Source organism: Rhizobium sp. 57MFTsu3.2 (assembly GCF_012932765.1).
In the GTDB taxonomy this organism is placed as follows: domain Bacteria; phylum Pseudomonadota; class Alphaproteobacteria; order Rhizobiales; family Rhizobiaceae; genus Rhizobium; species Rhizobium altiplani.
Genome location: NZ_JDWI01000076.1, coordinates 1 through 2,413, shown reverse-complemented (window position 1 = coordinate 2,413; position 2,413 = coordinate 1). Strand labels below are relative to the sequence as shown.

General features: G+C 53.7%; 1 protein-coding gene and 2 pseudogenes. 2 read left to right on the top strand and 1 reads right to left on the bottom strand.

The features are described from left to right. Positions 1–192: pseudogene (cpsB, locus tag AF71_RS31260) on the top strand (mannose-1-phosphate guanylyltransferase/mannose-6-phosphate isomerase); the annotation flags it as partial. A gap of 236 nt (positions 193–428) precedes the next feature. Further along, positions 429–1,610 (top strand): acyltransferase, encoded by a 1,182-nt coding sequence (locus AF71_RS31255; protein WP_169684550.1) that lies wholly within the window; start codon positions 429–431, stop codon positions 1,608–1,610. Between the two features lie 68 nt (positions 1,611–1,678). Here the strand turns inward: AF71_RS31255 and AF71_RS31250 are convergent. After that, a pseudogene (locus tag AF71_RS31250) lies at positions 1,679–1,971 on the bottom strand (UDP-glucose 4-epimerase GalE); the annotation flags it as partial. Between the last annotated feature and the right edge of the window lie 442 nt (positions 1,972–2,413).

The following is a 2,413-nucleotide window of genomic DNA, read 5'->3' as shown; positions in this document are numbered from 1 at the left end:
ACGGCAGAGGTGACGATCGGCGAAAACGTGCAGATGCTGAGGGAAAACGAGTCCGTCTACATCCCGCTCGGTGAAGTCCACCGTCTCGCCAATCCTGGCAAGATCTTGCTCGAACTAATCGAAGTGCAGACCGGATCCTATCTCGGCGAAGACGATATCATCCGCATCGTCGATGAGTTCGGCCGCAGCTGATCGATAAAAGGACCATAGCAGTCTGAAAAAAAGGGCCAACGATAGAATGGACAATGGTCTGAGAGACAAACGAATTTTAGCCAAGGTGCGGATTCCGATTTTCCAAGGATTTGTTCGCCGGCTGCAACGTGAAAATCGCTTCTTCGAGGAAAACTCTGATCTCCGAGGTGACTGCAGTGATCGGAGATGCATGGTTGAAACACGCCCGTTGCGGCGCCTCAAAATCGGCCGGGTCGATGCCTGACGACAAGCACCTTAATCGAAACAACGTTTTTTCCGGCGGGAACTCGGCCTATATGCTGTCACACATCAAGATGCAGTGGTGGGCACTGCGCAGTGAAGTCGAAAGAAGCGAGTCGACTGGACACCGATATGCAGGTTTGGATCTGCTTAGAGGCATTGCCGCACTTGTCGTGGTTCTGAAACACTTCAAGACGCGCCTCGATCTCCCCTATCTGGCACCAAACGGATATCTCGCGGTCGACTTCTTCTTCGTCCTCAGTGGCTTTGTCATTGCGAGCGCCTATCAGGGACAGCTGAAGGATGGAACTCTATCGGCAACCGCATTTTTCCGAAAGCGATTGATCAGGCTGTTACCACTCGTCGTCATTGGCGCAATCGTTGCGGTGGCGTTGGAACTTGGTCGCCTGAACCTTGATCAAATGCAGCATTTGAAAGACGTTGCGATCGCATTCGTTTTTGGAATAACGCTTCTTCCAATCCTGCAAACATCGGGGCTTCACACACCAACGCTCGAACAATCGGTATTTCCGCTCAATACGCCGACGTGGTCTCTGTTTTTCGAGATTTTCGCAAACATCGCTTTTGCTGTGTGCGCCCGGTTCAGACTGTTCTCGTGGACGCTCCTTGTTGTAATTTTTGCAAGTGGAGTATGGCTGCTCTTTGCGATCAAGAGTGCCGGAAGCGCAAACTTCGGGTTCAACCCGGCCGGATTCTGGCTCGGATTTCCTCGTGTGATCTGGTCGTTCTCGGTCGGCCTTTTGATTTACAAATATCGTTTCCTTGCGCCGAAAGGAACATTCGTTCCGGCCTCCGTAGTCTTGATTGCTGTTCTCATGCTCCCAGACACGGGATTGCCAAAGGCGCTGACAGATACGATCGCCGTGATGATCATTATGCCTGTGGTTGTCTTTGCGTGCCTGAATGCGGATCTTGGGAAGACTGCGCGCAGGTGGGCGGTTTGGGGCGGGAACCTCTCCTACCCCCTTTATGCGCTTCATTATCCGCTTGTTCACGTTCTAAGTTTTGCCGCCAAAGGTTTGCATTTGTCTTGGGCACAGCAAGGTGGGGTAGTCATCGCTGGAACGGTCGTTATCACTGGCTTTTCTGCAGTCATATATGCGGTGGTGGACGTTCCGGCCCGTAGGAGACTGTCATTGCTCGCCAGGCGGGCTTAAAGGACGATGGCGCCTCGAAGCGATGCGGGTGAGGGCCACCGAAGTCATTGGTGCTATGATTGTGCGTGCTAGTTCCACGCCGAGCGGATGATCTGAGACAAATCATACTGCTGCGTCCAGCCGAGAATCTCTCACGTGCGCGAGTCGACCTCGCGACAGCCGACATATTCCACAGGAAACGGCCGCTCGGAGACGCGCTCGATGGTGCCCAGGTTGGAGCAACCGACTCTCCGCCGCGCAATAGATACTGGACGGCGCAGACATGGGCATCGGCGAGGTCGAGGATGTAATCGCGGACGCAGGTGCAATCACGCGTCTCGTAGTCGGTTCCGAACACCTTGAAGCCTTCGCGGCCGCCAACCATGGCACGCGCTCTTTTAGCTTTTAGCATCATGACGACCTAAATAAGGAAACAAACGGAGAGCGTACAGGCAGGAACCGCAACGCCATCAGCTGGAATATGCCAAGAGGTCGCATGCGCATCTGGATCGACTCTGTCGCGTGATATCGATCGGCGGAGGGCGCCTGCTCTTCCAGCGTTCCAAACATTGCTGCCGAGTTCCATATGATTTAGTCGGCCGTGAAGAACACGGAAGCTGCTGATTAGACATAGGAATCGAAGGATCTGCAGATCTTCTAATTGCCGGAAACAGCCACCGAACGGGCTGTTTCCTTGCAAAATCAGTTTGAGGTTTCCCTGGTTGGCGGAGCGTGATTCACTGGGTTTATCGCGGTGAATCGGAGAGCCAGGAATGGGTAAACCACGCGAACGGCGCCAAACGGGTGAACAGGATTTATTCCGA

Bases quoted from the DNA above. Each gene is read 5' to 3' on its own strand.
- AF71_RS31255 (WP_169684550.1), top strand. From the start codon at position 429: ATGCCTGACGACAAGCACCTTAATCGAAACAACGTTTTTTCCGGCGGG.